Raw genomic sequence first — 16,505 nt, 5'->3', positions numbered from 1 at the left:
AGTCAAATGATTGATAATCAATGGATAATTTTTTAATAATTAGCCGATTACTTCACATGGAATCGCATCCTCAATAATTTTACCGTTCTTCTTGTGGACGTAATAGGAGTGATTATCGAAATCCAAAGAAATTGATTTATGAACCTCCCCATTTTTGAAATGAATTGCGGAGCGGTCGTCACATGCATAACCGTCGGAAAGGGCTCCTGACAATATATTTTGATGATATAACGGGCGTCTAAATTTTTCAGAGTTATAATGCGGACAATGACTTTTATCAATAAATTTCATCCCTTTTACAATACTCAGTTCTTTAGGTCTGGAATCCGTAGTGCCCCCATTGAACCAACATAAAGATCCCGCGCTGCCACCGCCCATGACGACCCCGTTTTCATAAGCTTTTTTAAGGGCAGTGTCAATTCCCTGGGCCTTCCAAATAGCCAGCATATTCAAGGTATTACCACCTCCTACGACTATAGCATCCATTCTAGAAATTATTTCTTCAAAGGATTCCTTATGGTCATAAGAGTTGATCCAGACGGACATTACATGTGGCGTTACGTCTAGTTGAGAGCACACATTGTAGAATTCCGTTATATAGGCCTTGTCCTCACCGCTGGCAGTAGGAATAAAGCATATGTTCGAATTTTCCTTGCCAGTAGCCTTTGCCATATAATTTAAAAAGGGAACGGTGTGTCGTCCACTACCATAGACCACCAATTGTTTTTGCATTCGGATTAAAATTTAATTGGCCCTAATATACAAGGAATTTGGAACGCAAGTTAGTCGGTCGTTTCTGTATTGTTTCGCCGTTGAGGTCGGTTATTGTTACGGTTATTTTTCCCTCTATAATTTGAGTTTCTAGATTTAGTAGAATTCTTCCTGTTTATATTTGCGGAAGGGTTCTTTGGTCTAGAAGGGCGTTGCTCATTTTCTTCTTGATCTGTATCATTATCGACAAATTGGTGCTCTGGCATCCTGGGTACAGCTTGCCTGATAAGTTTCTCTATATCCCTTAAATAGGGGCGTTCTTCTTTGTCACAAAATGATAGTGCTATTCCACTGGCGTCTGCACGACCGGTCCTTCCAATGCGGTGCACGTAAGTTTCCGAAACATTGGGTAGGTCGTAGTTAACGACAAGCGAAAGCTCTTCTACGTCAATTCCGCGAGCAGCAATGTCCGTAGCAATCAATACTTTTAGCTTACCGTCCTTAAAATCGCCTAGGGCCTTTTGCCTTGCGGTTTGCGATTTGTTACCATGTATGGCCGCAGACCTAATGTCCGCTTGCGCTAGTTTTTTTACAATCTTGTTCGCACCATGTTTGGTCCGTGAAAACACCAAAACGGAATCGTTGGATTTTTCGTTTAACAGGTGGACCAATAATTTTGGTTTGTTGGGCTTGCTAACAAAATAAACGCCCTGTTCCACTTTTTCAGCCGTGGCTTGCTCGGGTTTGATGGTAACCCGTTCAAAATCTCCCAACATTTTACTGGAAAGTTCTACGATGGCTTTTGGCATAGTGGCCGAAAAAAACAAGGACTGCCTTTTAGAAGGTAGTTTTGCAATTATCTTCTTAATATCATGTATAAAGCCCATGTCCAGCATCTGATCAGCTTCATCCAGAACCACAAATTCCAAGTCCCTAAAGGTTATAAAACCTTGGTTCATCAGATCAAGTAGTCTTCCCGGAGTTGCAATCAAGATATCTATACCATTTCGTAGGGCATTGACCTGTTTTCCTTGCTTTACACCTCCAAATATAACAGTGTTGCGAAGCCCGGTATATTTACCATAGGCGGTAAAACTCTCGCCAATCTGTATGGCCAGTTCACGGGTAGGGGTCACTACCAGTGCCTTTATCTTTCTTTTATTCTGGCTCAGGCTTATGCCCTCATACAAATGATGAAGGATGGGAATACCAAAAGCAGCTGTTTTTCCGGTACCGGTCTGAGCGACACCCAAAAGGTCCTTTCCTTTTAGTAAAATGGGAATGGCTTGTTCTTGAATGGGAGTGGGTTCTGTATAACCCTCTTTCTCAAGGGCTTTTAAAATAGGTTCGGCAAGGCCGAGTTCTTTGAAGGTCATAATTTCTAATAAGCGGCAAAGATACTGCTATTTAGGTAAGAAGAACTACGTACAAAACCTAAGGTAGTAATTAGGAAAGAAAACTGTTTGATTACGAATGGCAACCTGGAGCATTATTTTATTTTAATACCTATTAATTTTCCATATTTGAAGGTATCAGGGAATGGCTTTAATTGCCGCCTCTGCACAACGTTCCCCGTCCATGGCCGCAGAGACGATTCCACCTGCATAACCACCACCTTCACCACACGGGAATAGCCCTTTAATAGTGGGATGCTCCAAATTTTCATTTCTAGGGATGGTAACCGGGGAAGATGTTCTGGATTCTACCCCAACAATATTAGCTTCTTGGGTATAATAGCCATACATTTTTTTGCCAAATTCAACAAAACCTTGGCGAAGTCGGCTGCCGATTAGTTTTGGCAGTAAAGAATGTAAAGGAGCCGAATTTAATCCCGGTTGGTAGGATGTGGCGTTAAGGTCTTTGGATAATTTTCCTTCCACAAAATCGGTCAGTCGCTGTGCAGGTGCTACCTGACTTCTTCCTCCCGAGGTAAAGGCGAGTCGTTCCAGATTTTTCTGATATTCCAAGCCTTTAAGTGCCCCATATTTCTCATACTTGGGCATGTCCTCATCCACGTTTATTTCTACAACAATCCCTGAATTGGCATACAGGTTGTTTCTTTTTGAGGGAGACATACCGTTTACCACGACCTCTCCCGGAGCAGTGGCCGCTGGTACGATAAAACCACCGGGACACATGCAAAAGGAATACACCCCTCGGTTCTTCACTTGTTGCACCAGGCTATATGCCGCCGCCGGCAATAAGGCATGGCGCTCCCCGGAACAGCTATATTGAATGGAATCTATAATTTGTTGTGGGTGCTCTACACGAACCCCCATAGCAAATGACTTTGCCTTCAGCGCAATTTTCTTTTTATCCAACAAGTAAAAAATATCCCTAGCTGAGTGTCCGGTCGCTAAGATGACCCGTTGGGTTTCCATTTCAACTGAGTCATTTAAAACGATGGCTTTTAAGCGATTATCGTTAATGATGAAATCGGTTACTTTAGTGTCAAAATGGACCTCACCGCCATAATGAAGAATCGTTTCTCGAATATTTTGTACAATTTTCGGTAGTTTGTTTGTGCCAATATGCGGATGTGCATCAACCAGAATCTGATTTGTAGCACCATGGTACACCAGACTTTCAAAAACTCTACGAACGTCTCCCCGTTTTAGGCTTCGGGTATAGAGTTTGCCATCCGAATAGGTGCCCGCACCGCCTTCACCGAAACAGTAGTTGGAATCTTCGTTCACCAAATGATCCTGATTAATCGCTTTTAGATCACGTCTTCTATCACGAACATTTTTCCCACGCTCCAAGACAATAGGCTTGTAGCCTAATTCCAAACAACGTAATGCGGCCCACATACCCGCAGGACCAAAACCAATGATATGCACCGATTTTGCTTTGGATACATCTTTATAGTCAAAAGAAATACCATCATCCGGTAGTGGCTCGTTGATATATACGTCCAATTTGTAATTGAAATACACGGTAGCTTTCCGCGCATCGATGGATTTCCGAAGTACTTTAAAGGCAATGATGGCTTCGAGGATATCAAATTGGCGTGCAAGCTTTTTTAGCAGCATGCCGTTTTGAGCTTCTTCCTCCAACGTTAAGCGTACTTGTACATTCTTGACCATTGGACAAAATTAAAGCAAATAGGGGAATCGATTTAATAAACCTCGTATTCCTTTTTGTATGCCATTGGGGTACGCTGTGTAATGGCCTTAAACTGTCTATTGAAATTCGATAGCGTTTGAAAACCACTTTCATAACTGGCTTGGGATACGTTCTTTTTTTGTTCGATCAATAATTTACAGGCGTGGCCAATCCTGATTTCACTAACGAATTGGGTGAACGATTTGTTGGCATGCAATTTAAAATACCTGCTGAACGAGGTTGGGGTCATATTTGTGAGTTTGGCAAGTTCTGGCAGGGCAATCTTCTTTTTAAAATTTTTCATGACATAGGCGTAGACCGCATACATCCGTTCTGTATCCGCTTCCCTAAGGGTGTTCGTATAACCGGGACTAGCCAATAATTGGTATTCCTTGGTATGGCTTATAAAATTCAGGACTTTCAATAATTGTAGGATACCTTCAAATCCCTCCAGGGGTATAAGTGCCAATAAGAGTTCTTTAAGTTCCTTGGCGGTTTCCCCAGTAAATTCCATTCCGCGTAAACTCTTATGAAGGACCTGTCTAAGCCGTATAGCTTCATCACTTTTCAAAAGCTTTTCCCCTAAAAGATCTTCCTTAAAATAAACGACGACTCCTTCGGACCAAGCGATATTGTTTTCTTGTTCCTTTTGGTGGTCACTACGCCACAAATGGGGTAGGTTAGGACCTGTAAACGTAATATCCCCGACCTTAAAACGCTTTACATTATCGCCTATAAAGCGGGTTCCATTACCGTTGAGTACCATGAATAATTGATATTCAGGATGAAAGTGCCAGTGCGGATCAAAAACGGGCTCTTTAAGGTATTTGGCCAAAAACGCTTTTGTCTGGGGTATGGGAGATTTTTGTAATGCGTTTTTCAAGAATTTTTACAATTGGTTTTTTACTAGTTGGTCTAAAATACATACTTATTTATCAAAAAATCGATAAAATTTAACATTATATGATATAAAACAGTTAGTATGTGATAAATCAGAGTGAATTTTTGCACTAAAATTTAAGTAATATTGAAAGGAAGTAAATGTACCACACTATGAAAATCAAGTATTTATACATTTCGTTTTTGGCTATCACTGTTTTTTTTGTCGCCTGTTCCACGAAGGAAAAAAAGAGGAAAGAAAAGATGATCAACCCAGAAAAATTGAACTATTGTTCCTTGGCCACGCCATAGAGCATCATAACTCTAGGGCCTATTTCCCAATTTTGGTATCGGCGCTGACCAAAGAGGGCATCAATATTACGTATACCGAAAAACCTTCCGATTTAAATTCCGCTAATCTAGATAAATACGATGTACTCATCATATATGCCAACCACGAAGAAATTACCAAGAACGAGGAGAAGGCCTTATTGGATTTTGTTAAAGGTGGAAAGGCCTTTATTCCGATTCATTCGGCAAGTTTTTGTTTTAAGAATTCCCCGGAATATATTGATTTGGTCGGAGCGCAGTTCATGAGCCACGAGACCGGTACGTTTACAGCAGAAATCGTGAATAAGGAACATGCCGTAACCAAGGATTTAGAACCTTTTGAAACATGGGATGAAACCTATGTACACGATAAAATTTCGGATGATATTACCGTTTTGATGGAGCGTGTGGATGGAGACCATCGTGAGCCATGGACATGGGTGAAGGAAGTAGGAGAGGGCAAGGTTTTTTACACCGCCTATGGTCATGATGAACGCACATGGAACAATCCCGGATTTCAGGAATTGGTAAAATCAGGAATTCTTTGGGCGGTTGATGAGCAGGCAAAAACGAACAGGGATGCTTTTATGAAAGATATGCCAACCCTTAAGTACGAGGACCGTGCTAATATTCCTAATTATGAAAAACGAGATCCTGCACCAAAATTCCAGTTACCCTTATCACCACAAGAATCCCAAAAGTTCATTCAGGTGCCTGCAGGTTTTGAGGTGAAACTGTTTGCATCCGAGCCGGATATTATCAATCCTATTGCCATGAACTGGGATGAGAAAGGTCGACTTTGGGTCATTGAAACTGTGGATTATCCCAATACGGTACGTAATGATAATAGTATAGGTGACGATAAGATTAAAATTTTGGAGGATACGGATGGCGATGGAAAAGCCGATAAGGTCACCATATTCGCGGATAAGCTAAACATCCCTACCAGTTTTGCTTTTTATGATGGTGGTATCGTAGTCTCACAAGCTCCGGAATTTATCTTTTTAAAAGATACGAACGGGGATGATAAGGCTGACGTTCAGGAAATCCTGATAGAAGGTTGGGGAACCTTTGACACCCATGCTGGTCCGTCCAATCTTCAATATGGCATAGATAATAACTTGTATGGCGTCGTAGGCTATTCTGGATTCGAAGGGAGCATTTTTGGTCAGGATTTTAAATTCAACCAAAATGTATATCGCTTTAATCCAAAGCGTAAAACATTTGAAGTAGTAGCAAATACCAGTAACAATACATGGGGATTAGGTCTAACCGAAGACAACTCTATTTTTGCCTCTACCGCTAATAATACCCATAGTGTATTTGTAGGTATACCCAATGCCAATTTTGAAGATGTAAAGGGAATTGGTACTGATGGAAGTGCCAAAATCGATGGCCATTATGATATGCAACCAATTACTCCCAATTACAGACAGGTGGATGTTTTTGGAGGCTTTACGGCCGCCGCAGGACATCATTTTTATACCGCAAGGGATTATCCGGAGGAATATTGGAACAAAATTGCGTTCGTATGTGAACCCACTGGTGGTTTGGTACATCAGGCAAGGATCGTAAAAGACGGGGCCGGGTACGTAGAGGAGGATGCCGGTAATCTTTTTGCGTCGGCCGATGAATGGACCTCTCCGGTAGAAGCAAAAACGGGCCCGGACGGTGCGGTCTGGGTTGCGGATTGGTATAATTTTATCGTGCAGCATAACCCGACACCTAACGAGGAAAGGGGAGGTTACGATGCGGAAAACGGAGAGGGTAATGCCTATGTGAATCCGTTACGTGATAAGTCGCACGGGAGGATTTACAGGGTGGTGCCTAAATATGAGGATGACTATGAGCCGATGGAACTATCCAAGGACGACCCGGATGCATTGATTGAAGCATTAAGCAGCGATAACCAATTTTGGAGATTGACGGCCCAACGCCTCTTAGTGGAACGCGGTAATACCGATATACTTAACGACCTGTACATGTTGGTCAATAAAAAAGAAGTAGATGATGAAGGGCTGAACAATGCAGCCTTGCATGCGCTTTGGACCATAGCGGGACTGGGAGCATTGGAATCGGATAGCAATGCGCTCGGGGTGGTAAAAGGGGCGCTATATCATAAGGCGGCAGGTGTCCGTAAGGCAGCCATTCAGTTATTACCAAGAAATGAAGATTCAGACGATGCCTTGTTCAAGGCAAATACGTTGAACGACCGCAATCCAAATGTACAATTGGAAGCTTTACTCTATTTTTCCGAAAGACCATCTTCTCAAAAAGTAGGTTCGTTATTGCATGACCTTGGTAATAACGATGCAGTTATAAGTGATCTGTGGTTGTTTAAAGCTTTATATGCGGCATCGGCGAAGCATGTAGACGGATTCTTAAATGCGTTTATGGCAGCGAATCCTAATTACAAAAAAGCATCTGGAGATGTTAGTGATATGAGTTCTGATTCGTATGATGACACAAGTTGGGAAACTATGGAAATTCCTCAACATATGGAAGATGCAGGTTTAGATATCGATGGGGTAGTTTGGTTTAGAGAAGAAGTAACAGTGCCTGCAAATATGGCAGATAAAGCTACGGTATTAGCACTAGGTCCTATTGACGATTCTGATATAACCTATGTTAACGGGATAGAAGTAGGTAGTATGGCTTCGAGTTTTAGTTCGAACAGAAACTATGATATTCCAGTAGGGGTATTAAAGGCAGGTAAAAATACCATAGCGGTTAGGGTAGAAGATACTGGTGGTCAAGGTGGAATTTATGGGAATTTTTGGCAGTTGTATTTGCAGTCAGGAGAAGAAATGATAAGGATACATGGCATTTGGAAATATAAAGTAGAGAAAAACTATACGAATCAAGTAACGAAAACCTACTCTAATTTTGATATAGCGGGACTTTTAATGAAATATTATGGTGCAGGCGTTGATAAATCCTCAAAATTAAAAACTGAAGAAGTTTCTAATGCAAAAGTGATTACAATTAAGACGATCACCAATGAAATGAAATTTGATGTCACCAAGTTTGAGGTAAAAGCGGGTGAGGTGGTGGAACTGGTTTTAGAAAACCCTGATTTTATGCAGCATAACCTTATTATAACCAAACCGGGCAAAATGGAAATAGTAGGAGCTGCAGCTGATAAAATGGCAGCGGACCCTAACGCGGCTGAACTCAACTATGTGCCACAAACCAGCGATGTACTGTATGCGACCCCTTTATTGAATCCCGATGCCTCTTATTCCTTGAAGTTTACGGCACCAGAAACTCCAGGGGAATATCCGTTCATTTGTACGTTCCCGGGTCACTGGCGTATTATGCAAGGAGTGATGATTGTAAAATAGGATTCAAAATTTAGAAAGCGAAAGAATGAGTAACAACATAAATTTTGGAGTGAGTACCTGGCTATGGCAATCGCCCTTTACAACGGAGTCCATAGCACTATTTCCAAAAATAAAAGAAATGGGGTTCGATGTGGTGGAGATACCTTTGGAAGACCCTTTTTTAATCGATGCGAAAATGGTGAAAAAGGCATTGCTGGACAATGGATTAAAGCCTTCTATATGTGTGGTTTTTGGGGATGATAAGGACTTGACCGGGGAAAATCCTCAATTATACGAAAACTGTTTTGAGCATGCGAAGGCCTGTTTTGAAGTTGCGAAGATGTTGGAGGCAACCTTCGTTGCCGGGCCATTGTACGCCGCCGTAGGGAAGGCACGATTGGCATCCGACGAGCAGCGAAAAATAGAATGGAACCGATCGGTCACCAACTTGGGAAAGCTGGCGGCCATTGGCAGGGCATATCAATTGGATATTGCTTTGGAGCCATTGAACCGATTTGAATCGGATTTGGTCAATACCGCCGAACAGGTCATGCAATTGATTCGGGATATCGATGAAGAAAGTTTAAAGGTTGCCTTGGATGGTTTTCATATGACCATTGAAGAGCACGATATATATAAGGCAATTACGTTGGTAGGTGATAAATTAATCCACGTACAAGTCTCGGAAAATCACAGGGGAATCCCGGGAACTGGCCTTACCCCTTGGTCGGATTTTGCAAAGGGATTGTCAGATGTTGATTATAAAGGGACCATCGTCATGGAAAGTTTTACCCCGGAAAATAAAAAATTGGCGGCCGCCGTCAATATTTGGAGGAAATTGGCCTCAAATCAGGACGAGTTTGCCCTAAAAGGGCTGGAATTTTTAAAGAGAACGTTTAATAATTAGTGATAGTAATGAGTGATATTAAAATAAGAGTAGCGATTATAGGACTCGGTTTCGGAGCCGAGTTCATTCCTATCTACAAGAAACATCCGCATGCGGAATTGGTTGCGGTCTGTCAGCGAAACCAGGACAAACTGAACGAAATTGCTGATGCTTTTGACATCCCAAAGCGATACACGTCCTATGAGGAGTTATTAAAGGATTCCGGTATTGATGCGGTTCATATCAACACCCCAATACCAAATCACGGTGAACAATCGATAAAGGCTTTAAAAGCAGGTAAACATGTCGCCTGTACCGTTCCCATGGCCACGACGGTGGAGGAATGTAAACAAATAGTAGAACTCACTGAAGATACCGGATTGACCTATATGATGATGGAAACCGTGGTCTATGCCCGGGAGTTCCTGTATATGAAAGAACTGTATGAAAATGGGGAGCTTGGTAAAGTTCAATTTTTAAAAGCAAGTCATCAGCAGGATATGGACGGATGGCCCAATTATTGGCCAGGATTACCACCCATGCATTACGCAACGCACTGTGTAGGCCCCGTATTGGGATTGACCCAAGATGAGGCCGAATATGTTTCCTGTTTTGGTTCGGGAACGATACGTGAGGAATTGATTAAGGAATACAATTCGCCCTACGCCGTAGAAACTACACATATTAAGTTTAAGGATTCCGATTTGAGCGCACAAGTATACCGTTCGTTGTTTGATGTGGCCCGACAGTATAGGGAAAGTTTTGAGGTCTACGGTTCCAATAAATCCGTGGAATGGCCATTGATCGAAGGAAAACCTTTGGTAGTACATACCGCCAAAAAACCGGAACCAGAAATCCCGGAAGAAGTAGAAAGCCCGGATTTCGCAAAATTATTGCCTGAGGAAATCCAATCCTTCACCACCAAGGGCGTTTATGATGAGGATGACAATACACACTTGTCATTTACACAAGGAGCAGGCCATGGTGGTTCACATCCGCACTTGGTCCATGCCTTTATCGACGCTTTGATGAAGGGTGCTTCGCCATATCCCAATGCACGGCAATCGGCCAATATTACCTGTGTGGGTATTTTGTCCCATGAGTCGGCACAAAAGGGAGGCCGGCTTATTAGGTTACCCGATTTTACGTTTACCAAATAAAATTTTCTTTTTTAACTACGAACTGAAAGACCCGGATGTTATCCGGGTTTTTCGGTTTATTTCAATTCAGTCTTCGGAATTGACGGTTCGGTATTTCTTTTTTTAGTTTTCTAAGGAGTAGAAGGAGATTTGTGCAACTAAAAAAATGAATCTATAAATCAATCAGTCATGAAAAAAATTATCACATTAGTAGTTCTAGTTATCGCCACTTCAGGTCTGGCCCAAGACCAATATACCACCGGAATGCAAAAGGCGTTTACCTTATGGGGTGAAGGAAAAGCCAATGAGGCTTCCAATCTATTTGAACGTATTAGTGCTGCAGAACCCGAAAATTGGCTGCCCTACTATTATGTTGCCCAGATAAATACCATAATTTCCTTTGGGGAAAAAGATGAGAAGAAATTGAAACAACAACTGGACAAGGCCCAGGAATATATAGATATAGCAAAATCGATTTCGCCGAACAACCCAGAAATTCTAGTGCAACAGGCCATGACCCATACGGCTTGGATTGCTTTTGATGGGGCCACCTACGGAATGACACTATCTGGCAAAGTAACTGCTTTATATGCACAGGCCTTACAACTGGCGCCCGATAATCCCAGGGTAGTTTTTTCCAAGGCAGAATGGGATATGGGCTCCGCGCGCTATTTTGGGCAGGACGTAACTCCGTATTGCCAGGATGTAGAACGTTCGTTGGAACTTTTTGCTAACTTTAAAGCCGAGAGTCCTTTTCATCCCAATTGGGGAGCCGATAGGGCGGAAACCATTGCAAAAGAATGTGGTAAATGAGCAGAAATAGATTTCTAAAAGAGATTTTCAGGGCGTTTCTAGTAGGAACGCTCGTCTTTATTGGATTTATTGCCTACTATTCTCTCACGGATAATACGAAGTATGAATATCTGGTGAGTGATTTATGGACGGAATATTTTCAAACAATGATATTCTCGACCATCCTTTATATGGTTAATACGTTTTGGTTTGTATTTCTTTTAAAACGATACGATAATTTTCTGTACACTGCCAAAAGAATGGCCATAGCCGTTTCGGGTAATATCCTAGTATCCTGTATTGGGGTATTTTTTGCTAGGTGGATTATATTAACAGGCTTTTATGACAGATCTTTTCAACAGGTCTTGGCCTCACAGACATTGGAAAACTATAGACAGCCCATATTAATAGCGTTGGGAATTGCGCTGATCTTCTATGCGATATGGTACTACAAGTATCGTCAAGAAAGCAAAGTCAAAGAACAGAAAATAATAGCGGGTACGGCATCGGCAAAGTTTGATGCCTTAAAGAACCAATTAGACCCGCATTTTTTATTTAATAGTTTAAACGTGCTTACCAGTCTCATTGATGAAGACCCACATCAGGCCCAGAAATTCACAACCTCGCTTTCCAAAGTATATCGGTACGTTTTAGAGCAAAAGAATAAGGATTTGGTTTCGGTAGATGAAGAACTTCAATTTGCCAAGACTTATGTACGATTGCTTAAAATGCGTTTTGAGGATAGTATTATTTTGGAGATTCCCGAGGCCAGTAGTAATCCAGAGGCCAAAATAGTTCCTTTATCTCTTCAATTATTGCTGGAAAATGCGGTAAAACACAACGTGGTAAATTCAGTCAAACCATTACACATCCGTATCTATGAGGAAGACGGCTTTTTGAAAGTGACCAATAATTTACAGGAAAAACAGGTCGTTAAAAAGAGTAGTGGGGTGGGGCTTCAGAATATAAGACAACGCTATGCGCTACTCAGTAAACGTGAAATGGTTATAGATAAAACAAATAAAGACTTCACGGTACATTTGCCCATGCTAACGCAACAGGTATCTGTTGTAGAGTCGCAAGAAGATTTTATTGAGGATAAAAGGTATCAGAAGGCCAAGGAGCGTGTGGAAGCCGTTAAAGGATTTTATGGCAATCTCATTGCCTATTGTATCGTCATTCCATGTTTGGCTTACCTTAACCTCAAAACTACCAGTTTCCCATGGATTATTTTTCCTATTCTTGGATGGGGATTTGGTCTTTTAACGCACGGTATGGAGGCCTTTGGTTACAACCCGATTTGGGGCAAACGATGGGAGGAGAAAAAACTACGCGAATTGATGGACAAAGAAGACTTTTAATTTTATTGCCAACAGCTATAATTACAAAGTCAATCTATCCATTAAATACTACAGTTCGGTAATCTGTTTTTTTGAAAACGCAGCTCATTGGGGATATTTGAAGTGTAATTAATAACTAATTAAAAAATTAATATCATGGAAAATATAAACGCCTACAGATACCAAAAAGCTAAAGAAAGATTGGAAACACTTAAGTCTTTTTACATGAACTTACTCGCCTATTGTATCGTCATTTCTTTTTTAGCATGGGTTAACTTTAATACGACTAGTTTCCTGTGGTTTATTTTCCCCGCTTTGGGATGGGGAATAGGATTACTAGCCCATTGGAGCAGAGCCTATAACTATAATCCTATTTTCGGAAAAAACTGGGAAGAACGTAAAATCAAGGAATTCATGGACGAGAGCCAATTTTGAAAAATTGGTATCTTTAAGTAGACAGTAGCCAAACAATTATATCATGGAAAATTGGAATAGAGAAGACAAATATTTTAGGGCTAAAACTCGGGTTGAAGCGCTTAAGAAATTTTACGGCAGTTTAGTGTCTTACGCAATATTCATTACCCTCCTGGGGGCCCTTAATTACTGGATAGACGAGTGGAGATACCCATGGTTCCTATGGGCAGCATTTGGATGGGGGATAGGATTGGTGTTTCAGGCAGTAAAGGCCTTCGATTTCAACCCTTTTTTTGGCAAGGACTGGGAGAACCGTAAAATTAAGGAGTTGATGGAAAAAGAAGAAGATCAAAAAAGATGGAAATAATGGAGGATGATAAAATTAAATTAAAAAGGGCCAAGAAGCGCTTACACGAACTCAAAGGATTTTATTGGCATTTGGCAGCTTATATAGGGGTGAACTGTTTCATAACGCTAAGCACGATTATTGGTAGAATGAGTAATGGGGATTCTTTTATGGACACCTTAAATTTTGGAAGTTTTGCCATTTGGTTTTTTTGGGGAATCGGTCTATTTTTCCACGGCTTAAAGGTCTTCTCCTACAACCCGATTTTCTCTAAACAATGGGAAGAACGCCAAATTCAGAGGTATATAGAAAAGGATAGAAAGGAAGCTGAAAAATTTAAATAACATGGAAAGCAAGCAATCAGAGAAATTTTTGAAAGCCCAGAAGCGCGTGAACGATATGAAAAAGTTTTATCGTCACCTTAGAGTTTATGTAGTTATAAATATTCTCTTGTTAGTTGTAAAATTAAATCTCTTCAATTGGTTCAAGGACGATTATGTTTGGATGCAAGAAAAGAATTTTAGTGACTGGGCAAGCCTTAATCTTTTGGGAACCCCTATTATTTGGGGTATTGGACTTGCAATACACGGACTGTATGTATTTAAATTCAAATCCCAAACATGGCAGGAATTAAAGCCTGAATTCTTAAAAAAGTGGGAGAAAAGACAATTAGAAAAATTTTTACGGGAAGAAAATGAAGATTGAAATGGAGGATTATAGCCAAAGCGCCAAATTAAAAAAGGCTAAGGAGAAGGTGGTTGCATTAAAAGGGTTTTACAAACATCTTACTGTATATTTAGTAATAAATACGATGCTCGTTATGGTTAAACTTATCGGCAATTCTTATTTTGGCGAAACCTTTATGTGGCCTTTTTGGCACGTTGGTACTTTTGCTGTGTGGTTTTTCTGGGGCATAGGATTGTTCTTCCATGGGCTAAACGTATTTTCTACGAAATCTATTTTAAGTAAAAATTGGGAAGAAGCACAGATTAGAAAATTCATGGAAAGCGATAAGAACGATTCGGCAAAGTATAAATAGTAATAGAAACAAGAGTATATTATGTATAAGTTATCTGGGAGGGATTAAAAAAAATGAATAGCATGAACGTAATAATTATTGAAGATGAAAAACCAGCAGCGAGGAGATTGGGGCGCTTGTTGGCCGAGCTGGGTGTTGAGGTATCTACCATGCTACATTCCGTGGAAGAGTCCATCGAATGGTTTCAAGAAAACGAACACCCTGATCTTATCTTTTTGGACATTCAGTTATCGGACGGACTTTCTTTTGAAATATTCGATATCATTGAGGTGAAAAGCGCTATAATTTTTACCACTGCATACGACGAGTATGCCTTGCAGGCTTTTAAGCTGAATAGTATTGATTACTTGTTAAAACCTATAGATGACGAGGAATTGGAAAGTGCTGTGAAGAAATTCAAGTCTTTGAAACCATCCGCCCAGAAGTTAGCCTTGGATTTTGACGATATCAAGAAATTATTGGTAAATCCTTTGGAAAGGGAATATAAAAAAAGATTCACGGCGAAAGTGGGTCAGCATCTGAAGATTATCAATGCAGATGAGGTCGAATGCTTTTACAGCGAAAACAAGGGTACCTATGCCGCCACTTCTGATGGTAGAAATTACTTGTTGGACACTACATTGGAAAATTTAGAAAACGAATTGGAACCTAAGATATTCTTTAGGGTAAGCCGTAAGTTCTATGTAAACATAAATCATATTAAGGATATCATTTCCTATACGAATTCACGCCTTCAAATTAAGCTGAACCACTTTTCTGAGCAAGAAATTATCGTAAGTAGAGAGCGGGTTAAGGACTTTAAGCTTTGGTTGGAGTAAATTTATTTAAAATATTGGTAATAAGCAATCTATAATTTATTATAGATTTTGTCTATACCCCGAAAACATCACTTTTTTTCTTCTTTTTCTATTCTATTCTCATCAAAGGAAGACGGTAACAACTTGGGTATCAGTTTAACGAAAATAGGTAAGAGGATAGCCCCGCCCGGCAAGATAAATATGGCTAATGATGGTATACTTTTAAAAATATCCAGCAGCTGACTTTGCACTTTTTTCTTTTCTTCCTTACTCAAATCACGGACGGTAGATTTTGAAAGTAAGGTTACCAATTCCGCACTTTCCGAAAGTTCTTTTTGCAATCGTTTGCTGTTCCTTAAAATGAGCCTATTCACCAATTTGCCCATACTTTCGTAAAACTTAAGGCCAAGGTTCTGCTGTTTCAGAAAGGGTATGGCTTCTTCGTTCTCCGCAAAGAAATTAGTTACGTTGGTCAATGCTTGGAGAATATAATCCTGGTCCAGTCCTAAATCCTTACCAATTCCAAAAATAAATTCAGATTCCTTGTATTCAAGCGAATGGTCCTCCCACACGGTCAAACAGGCCATATCCAATAAATACCGATTTTCCCAAACTGCATTTGTTGGCAAAAGCTGTTCCCTGTAAGAACCGTCAAAATTTTGAATATCACTTTCTATATAGGTCAAAGATGAGGCCAAGAGCAAAGCAAGGTTCTCATCACTCTTATTTTGCTCCTTGGAATTTAACGTGTGATACGTAATATTAATAGCCAAATATTCTATTTTTTGCGCATATTTTTTAATATTACGTTGGTCGGTCAAGTATTTTTTAAACAAAAGCACATCTATAAAAAGGAGCGAATTGGTGATGAAGGCATTGAAAGTCTTACTTATTAGATTATCTTCTATATATATCCTGGATTCCAACAATTTCTCTAATTTGGAAGAGGTTTTGTTTCCCGTAAACAGCTTGCCCAAAAAAGATACATGGTCTAGTTCAAGCGCTTTATAGAATTTGAAAATATATTCCAGAAACGTATTAAAGTTGGCCTCTTTAGTTTCTAAGTTGAATGTGAAATAAAGTGCGCTCAACAAATTAATCTTAGCCTTTTCGTCTTCAGACAGTTTATGTTCAGGAATAATGAATGGTGGTATTCCTGTATTTAGTCCATACACAAACCCCGTTTTCTTCACACTTCGATATAATTCCTCAAAGGAGAGAAAGGCGCTCTTATGATCTTTGACTAAAAAGCCAAATTTATCTATCCAGCCAGATGTTGATGGGTTCATGTGATGAATTAAAGCGTCAAAGTTATATAATAAAGGGGATTGGTCAATCCTTAATCGACCAAAATTGAAATTGTCCCCTTCCTAATCTAATCTTTAAAGTCGGTGCACTGTAAAA

Annotated in this window: 16 protein-coding genes; 11 read left to right on the top strand and 5 right to left on the bottom strand. The window is 40.3% G+C overall.

Features of this window, described 5'->3' with window-relative positions:
- Positions 1 to 39 precede the first annotated feature (39 nt).
- From N8A89_RS00805 to N8A89_RS00790, 4 genes are all read right to left on the bottom strand, one after another.
- Positions 40 to 732, bottom strand: coding sequence for a Type 1 glutamine amidotransferase-like domain-containing protein (locus N8A89_RS00805; protein ID WP_289644716.1), 693 nt, complete (start codon positions 730 to 732; stop codon positions 40 to 42).
- A gap of 50 nt (positions 733 to 782) precedes the next feature.
- On the bottom strand, positions 783 to 2,087 hold the full coding sequence (locus tag N8A89_RS00800) for a DEAD/DEAH box helicase (protein ID WP_281540536.1): 1,305 nt from the start codon (positions 2,085 to 2,087) through the stop codon (positions 783 to 785).
- A gap of 156 nt (positions 2,088 to 2,243) precedes the next feature.
- Positions 2,244 to 3,797, bottom strand: a complete 1,554-nt coding sequence (locus N8A89_RS00795) for an NAD(P)/FAD-dependent oxidoreductase (protein WP_281540535.1) — start codon at positions 3,795 to 3,797, stop codon at positions 2,244 to 2,246.
- A gap of 32 nt (positions 3,798 to 3,829) precedes the next feature.
- A complete protein-coding gene (locus tag N8A89_RS00790; RefSeq protein WP_281540534.1) occupies positions 3,830 to 4,699 on the bottom strand; it encodes an AraC family transcriptional regulator in 870 nt (289 codons plus the stop codon).
- A gap of 286 nt (positions 4,700 to 4,985) precedes the next feature.
- Here N8A89_RS00790 and N8A89_RS00785 point away from each other — a divergent pair, with 286 nt between their 5' ends.
- The 11 genes from N8A89_RS00785 (at position 4,986) to N8A89_RS00735 (ending at position 15,122) form a co-directional block, all read left to right on the top strand.
- The gene (locus N8A89_RS00785) at positions 4,986 to 8,369 is read left to right on the top strand and encodes a PVC-type heme-binding CxxCH protein (protein ID WP_281540533.1); all 3,384 of its coding nucleotides are present in this window, start codon (positions 4,986 to 4,988) and stop codon (positions 8,367 to 8,369) included.
- Positions 8,370 to 8,394: 25 nt separating this feature from the next.
- Complete coding sequence (locus tag N8A89_RS00780) at positions 8,395 to 9,255, top strand: sugar phosphate isomerase/epimerase family protein (protein ID WP_281540532.1); 861 nt, start codon at positions 8,395 to 8,397, stop codon at positions 9,253 to 9,255.
- Positions 9,256 to 9,263: 8 nt separating this feature from the next.
- The gene (locus N8A89_RS00775) at positions 9,264 to 10,394 is read left to right on the top strand and encodes a Gfo/Idh/MocA family protein (RefSeq protein WP_281540531.1); all 1,131 of its coding nucleotides are present in this window, start codon (positions 9,264 to 9,266) and stop codon (positions 10,392 to 10,394) included.
- A gap of 168 nt (positions 10,395 to 10,562) precedes the next feature.
- Positions 10,563 to 11,186: a tetratricopeptide repeat protein gene (locus N8A89_RS00770; RefSeq protein WP_281540530.1), complete on the top strand. Its 624-nt coding sequence runs from the start codon at positions 10,563 to 10,565 to the stop codon at positions 11,184 to 11,186.
- Positions 11,183 to 12,526 (top strand): 2TM domain-containing protein, encoded by a 1,344-nt coding sequence (locus N8A89_RS00765; protein WP_281540529.1) that lies wholly within the window; start codon positions 11,183 to 11,185, stop codon positions 12,524 to 12,526. The genes N8A89_RS00770 and N8A89_RS00765 overlap by 4 nt, the downstream gene beginning before the upstream one ends.
- A gap of 135 nt (positions 12,527 to 12,661) precedes the next feature.
- On the top strand, positions 12,662 to 12,940 hold the full coding sequence (locus N8A89_RS00760; protein ID WP_281540528.1) for a 2TM domain-containing protein: 279 nt from the start codon (positions 12,662 to 12,664) through the stop codon (positions 12,938 to 12,940).
- 43 nt (positions 12,941 to 12,983) lie between these two features.
- Positions 12,984 to 13,286, top strand: coding sequence for a 2TM domain-containing protein (locus tag N8A89_RS00755; protein ID WP_281540527.1), 303 nt, complete (start codon positions 12,984 to 12,986; stop codon positions 13,284 to 13,286).
- The gene (locus tag N8A89_RS00750) at positions 13,277 to 13,609 is read left to right on the top strand and encodes a 2TM domain-containing protein (RefSeq protein ID WP_281540526.1); all 333 of its coding nucleotides are present in this window, start codon (positions 13,277 to 13,279) and stop codon (positions 13,607 to 13,609) included. Before N8A89_RS00755 ends, N8A89_RS00750 begins: the two co-directional genes overlap by 10 nt.
- A 1-nt stretch (position 13,610) precedes the next feature.
- A complete protein-coding gene (locus N8A89_RS00745) occupies positions 13,611 to 13,970 on the top strand; it encodes a 2TM domain-containing protein (RefSeq protein WP_281540525.1) in 360 nt (119 codons plus the stop codon).
- Entirely contained in the window at positions 13,960 to 14,304 is a 345-nt protein-coding gene (locus N8A89_RS00740) for a 2TM domain-containing protein (RefSeq protein WP_281540524.1), read from the top strand. The genes N8A89_RS00745 and N8A89_RS00740 overlap by 11 nt, the downstream gene beginning before the upstream one ends.
- 62 nt (positions 14,305 to 14,366) lie before the next feature.
- Positions 14,367 to 15,122: a LytR/AlgR family response regulator transcription factor gene (locus N8A89_RS00735; RefSeq protein ID WP_281540523.1), complete on the top strand. Its 756-nt coding sequence runs from the start codon at positions 14,367 to 14,369 to the stop codon at positions 15,120 to 15,122.
- Between the two features lie 68 nt (positions 15,123 to 15,190).
- On the opposite strand, the gene N8A89_RS00730 is transcribed toward N8A89_RS00735, so the two are convergent.
- A complete protein-coding gene (locus N8A89_RS00730; RefSeq protein ID WP_281540522.1) occupies positions 15,191 to 16,390 on the bottom strand; it encodes an LETM1-related biofilm-associated protein in 1,200 nt (399 codons plus the stop codon).
- Between the last annotated feature and the right edge of the window lie 115 nt (positions 16,391 to 16,505).

The organism is Maribacter aestuarii (genome assembly GCF_027474845.2).
GTDB lineage: Bacteria > Bacteroidota > Bacteroidia > Flavobacteriales > Flavobacteriaceae > Maribacter > Maribacter aestuarii.
The sequence above is the reverse complement of the archived record's forward strand: the minus strand, read 5'-3'. Positions and strand labels throughout refer to the sequence as shown.